The 4,856-nt window shown below is 70.1% G+C and carries 3 protein-coding genes; all 3 read left to right on the top strand.

Features of this window, described 5'->3' with window-relative positions; translation table 11 throughout:
* Positions 1-301 precede the first annotated feature (301 nt).
* Positions 302-2,212, top strand: coding sequence for an autotransporter assembly complex protein TamA (locus tag AC3XYG_RS39610; RefSeq protein WP_489145412.1), 1,911 nt, complete (start codon positions 302-304; stop codon positions 2,210-2,212).
* Complete coding sequence (locus AC3XYG_RS39605) at positions 2,212-4,164, top strand: translocation/assembly module TamB domain-containing protein (protein ID WP_489145411.1); 1,953 nt, start codon at positions 2,212-2,214, stop codon at positions 4,162-4,164. The genes AC3XYG_RS39610 and AC3XYG_RS39605 overlap by 1 nt, the downstream gene beginning before the upstream one ends.
* Positions 4,059-4,856 (top strand): hypothetical protein (locus AC3XYG_RS39600; protein ID WP_489145410.1); only part of this gene is annotated, 798 nt, incomplete at its 3' end. The genes AC3XYG_RS39605 and AC3XYG_RS39600, both read left to right, overlap by 106 nt.

Raw genomic sequence — 4,856 nt, 5'->3', positions numbered from 1 at the left:
AAACAAACGACGGCGGACGGGACGTCTTGCGAACGCCCCAGCCGCCGTTGCCGTGGAATATAGGCAGATCCGCGCCGAGCGCAAGTCGGCTGCAGCAACACATTGACAAGTCGAGGGAAAATTTAAGGCAACGAAACCCTCATGCTATGTGTTTGCCATAGGCAGGCTTCCCGAGACCGCTCTCCCCCTGGACGCATATCGTCAGGGCGGGCGGACTCGGCAAACCCGCAACCGGGTCCGCGGACGGCAACCGCGGCGGACCGCAGACGAGGCCGCGAAGCGGGCAGCTAAGGGGGATGGGTTGCAGGCAAGATGGGGCGGAATCGCCTGGCTCGGTCTCCTGGCTGCCCTGGCGCCGGTGGCGGCGGTCATGGCGCAGGACGACACTGCGTCCGGCACCGATGCGGCGGCACAGGCGACGCCCCTGCCGGACGAGCTGCCCTACACCGCCACGCTGGAGAAGGTGTCCGACGACAGCGCGACCGCGGCGCTGACCGGCGCCTCCAACCTGATCGCGCTGCAATCCAGCCCCCCCTCCGGCGCGGTCGGGCTGATCCGCCGGGCGCTGGCCGACCAGGACCGGCTGTATGGCGCGCTCGGCGCCCTATCCTATTACGGCGCCCAGGTGCACATCACCATCGAGGGCAAACCGGTGGACGATCCCGGGCTGATCGACCAGTTGACGGCGCGCCAGAGCAAGGACCCGGTCAAGGTCTCGATCAAGATCGACCTCGGCCCGAGCTACAAGTTCAAGACCGTCCGCCTGACCGACACCAAAGGGTCGGACCAGCTGCCGCTGGTGATCGACCGGACGCCGCTGGGCCTCGATCCCGGCAAGCCGGCGCTGTCCGGCACTATCCTGAGCGCCGAGGGCGCCATGGTGGCGCAGATGAACAACCAGGGTTATCCGCTGGCCAAGGTGCCGTCGCGCCAGGCGGTGGTCGACCATGCCGACCAGAGCATGGACCTGACCGAGGTGCTGGATTCCGGCCCCAAGGCCGGCTTCGGCCCGGTCGCCGTGGAGGGCGAGCAGACGGTCGATGAAAGCTTCATCCGCAGCCGCATCCCCTTCGTCACCGGCCAGCTGTATTCGCCGCCCCAGATCCAGGAGCTGCGCAAGGACCTGGCCGATCTCGGCGTGTTCAGCAATGTCCGCGTCACCACCGCGACGGCGGTGGACGCCCAGGGCAATGTCCCGGTGACGATCGCGGTGCAGGAGCGGCCGCTGCGCTTCTTCGGCTTCGGCGCGAAATACGAGACCAATTACGGCGCCGGCATCAACGCCTATTGGGGCCACCGCAACCTGTGGGGCGGGGCCGAGCAACTGCGGATCGACGGTGAGATCAGCGGCGTCGGCGGCGGCCAGGGCAGCGGCAGCGAGCCGAACTACAAGCTCGGCGTCACCCTGAAGGTGCCGGGTTTCCTCGACCGCAAGGTCGACCTCGATGCCCAGGCCCTGGCGACGCATGAGGCCCTGGACGCCTACACCAGCACGCGCGGCCTAGTGCAGGGCATCGCCACCTACCACTACACCAAGCAGATCGACCTGCTGGGGGGCCTGAGCTTCGAGAAGGGCCATGTCGAGAACGACGAGGGCGAGTGGGACTACACCTTCGTCGGCATCCCGCTCGGCGCGAAGATCGACACCACAGACAACCTGCTGAACCCGACCAAGGGCTACAAGGCCGAGCTGTCGCTGACGCCCTACCCGACCTTCCTCGGCTCCTCGGTCAACATGGTCGTGGCCAAGGCGCTGGCGTCGACCTATCTCGACCTGTCGGGCGACGGCGACATCATCGTCGCCGGGCGGCTGGGCGTCAGCAGCATCGCCGGCCCTAACATTGCCGACGTGCCGCCCGACAAGCGGCTGTATGCCGGCGGCGGCGGCAGCGTCCGCGGCTACAAATACCAGAGCATCGGCCCGCAGGATAAGGACCACGACCCGACCGGCGGCCTGAGTTCGATCATCGGCAGCCTGGAGCTGCGCTACAAGATCACCGACACCATCGGCATCGTGCCGTTCTTCGATGCCGGCGGCGTCTATGAGAAGAGCGTCCCGGATTTCGGCAGCGACCTGCAATACGCCGCCGGCCTGGGCGCCCGCTACTACACCGGCATAGGGCCGATCCGGGCCGATATCGCGGTGCCGCTGAACAAGCGCAAGGACGACGATTCCTTCGAATTCTACATCAGCATTGGCCAGGCCTTCTGATGCGCGCCCTGCGAATCCTCTTCATCGTCCTGGCCATCGTCATCGGCCTGCCGATCGCGCTGCTGCTGATCGGCTTCGGCCTGGCGCAGACCGGCCCGGGCAAGCGCTTCATCGCCGACCAGGCCGGCGGGCTGGCCAGCACGCCGGAGATGCAGGTCTCGATCGGCGCGATCGAAGGCCTGGTGCCCTTCGACATGACGATGCGCGACGTCGTAGTGTCCGACCCCGCCGGCCGGCTGGTCGGCGTCGATCATGCCAGGATGGCCTGGAGCCCGTCGGCACTGTTCGGCCGCGTGCTGCAGATCGATGCGGTCGAGGCCGGCACCATCAGCGTCGACCGGTTGCCGGCCAGCAACACGACCGAGCCGGAGCCGAGCTCCGGCGGGTTTTCCATCCCGCAGCTGCCGGTCGACATCCGGCTGGACCGGCTGCAGATCGACCAGATCGCGCTGGCCCCCGCCGTGGCCGGGCTGGCGGCGAAGCTGAGCGTGGCCGGCGACGCCCGGCTGGGCAGCCCGTCCCAGGGCCTGCGCGCCAACCTGGCGGTGCATCGCCTGGATGGGCCGGCCGGCGACATCACGGCGAAGCTGGCCTTCACCCCGTCGACCCAGCAGCTGGACGTCGCCATGGCGGTGCAGGAGCCGCAGGGCGGCGTCATCGCCACCATGGCGCAGTTGCCGGGCCAGCCGCCGGTCGACCTCAAGCTCGACGGCACCGGCACGCTGACGGACTTCGCCGCCACCCTGGCCGGCAAGGCCGGCGACCTCGGCGGCGTCGACGGCCATATCAGGATCGAACCCGCCCCCGGCGGACGGCGCCTGAGCATCGACCTGGACGCCAATGCCGCACGACTGGTGCCGGCGCCCCTGGCCGCGACCATCGCCCCTCTGCTGCGCGACCGCACCACGCTGAAGGTGGCGGTGGACATCGCCGATGCCGGGCCGATCACGATCCGGCAGATGGACGCCGTGGCCACCGCCGGCCGCGTGTCGGTGACCGGCACGGTCAATCCGGTCGGCAACCGGATCGACCTCGCCTACAAGGTCCAGGCCGGCACATCAGCGGATTTCGCTGCCCTGCTGCCGCCGGACACGGGCTGGGATTCGCTGTCGGTCGAGGGCACGGCCAAGGGCGCGCTGGATGCGCCCGAGGCCACCGCGTCGATCCATGGCGCCGGGCTGCGCCAAGGCCTGTACGGCGCCGGCACCCTGGCCTTCGACCTGACGGCGACACCGCAGGGCCCGCTGTCCGATAAGACTGCGCCGATCGCCCTGCGCGCCGCCGGCTCCGCCACCGACATCGCACTCGGTGACCCGCAGCTGCAGGAAGCGGCCGGCAAGACCCTGAACTGGCGCATCGGCGGCACCGCGACCCAGTCGGGAAAGGTGGCGATCGACGATTTCGAGGCGCGGCTGGACGGCACGGTCCTGACCGCCACCGGCCAGGGCGACGCCATGGCGCCGTCGGGCGCCGGCACGCTGCACCTGGCCGCGTCCGACCTCAGCCGGTTCTCCGGCCTGGTCGGGCAGCCGGTCTCCGGCAGCCTGGATATGACCGTCAAGCCGGCGCTGGAGGCCGACGGCGCCGCCAGCGTCGAATGGAACGGCACGATCGGCGAACCGAAGGCCGACGCGACCCCAACCGCCGCCGTGCTGGGCAAGCGGGCGACGCTGAGCGGCCGATCGAGCGTAGCACCGCGGGCAAGATCACCATCTCCGACGTCAAGATCGACGGCGACAAGGCCTCGCTCGCCGCCTCCGGGTCGCTGGACGGCGAGGCGATCGACGGCGCGATCAAGGCATCGCTCGGCTCGATCGCCGCGGTGTCGCCGGGGGTCGAGGGCGCGGTGTCGGTCGACGCCACCCTGTCCGGCAGCATCGGCGCGCTCGGCGTCCGCGGCCAGGTCGTGGCCAACGGCGTCAAGGGCGCCGGCCACACCATCGAGACGCTGACTGCCGATATCGACGCCACCGGCCTGCCCTCGGCCCCCGCCGGGACGCTGAAGCTGGCCGGCACGGTCGACGGCAAGCCGGCGACCGGCAATGCCACGCTCGGCCAACTGGCGGATGGCGGCTTCGACATCAAGGCCCTGGCGCTGGATGTCGCCGGCATCAAGGCCGATGGCAGCGCGACGATGGCGGCCAATGGCGGCCCGATCGGCGGCACCATCAAGCTCGCTGTGGCCGATCTCGGCGTCGTCGGCGCCTTCATCGGCCAGACCATGCGCGGCCAGCTCGACGCCACCTTGGCGCTGGATCCGGCCAGCGGCGCCAAGATCGACATGACCGCGAAGAACGTCGCCTACGGCACCACCGCCACGGTCGGCGAGGCGCGGCTGACCGGAATCGTCATCGACCCGATGGCGGCCGGCCGCCGCATCCAGGACGGCAAGCTGGTCATCACCGGCGCCAGCGCTGGCGGCACGCCGATCAGCCGGGCCGAACTCAACGTCGCCGGCACGATGCAGCAGCTGGCGCTGCAACTGCAGGCCGCGACCGGCTACGGCACCGCCGAGATGGCCGCCGATGTCGGACTGGGCGGGGCCGAGACGGTGGTCGACCTGAAGCGCCTGGTGGTCCGCCAGGCCGGGCAGTCGGTCACCCTGTCGAAGCCGGCCACCATCCGTGCCGGCGCCGATGGCGTC

The sequence above is a fragment of the Inquilinus sp. genome (genome assembly GCF_057815775.1).
Note: the sequence above shows the minus strand (reverse complement) of the source record. Positions and strands in the feature narration are given on the sequence as shown.

Coding starts and splice junctions, on each gene's coding strand:
- AC3XYG_RS39605 (WP_489145411.1), top strand. CDS start 2,212: ATGCGCGCCCTGCGAATCCTCTTCATCGTCCTGGCCATCGTCATCGGC.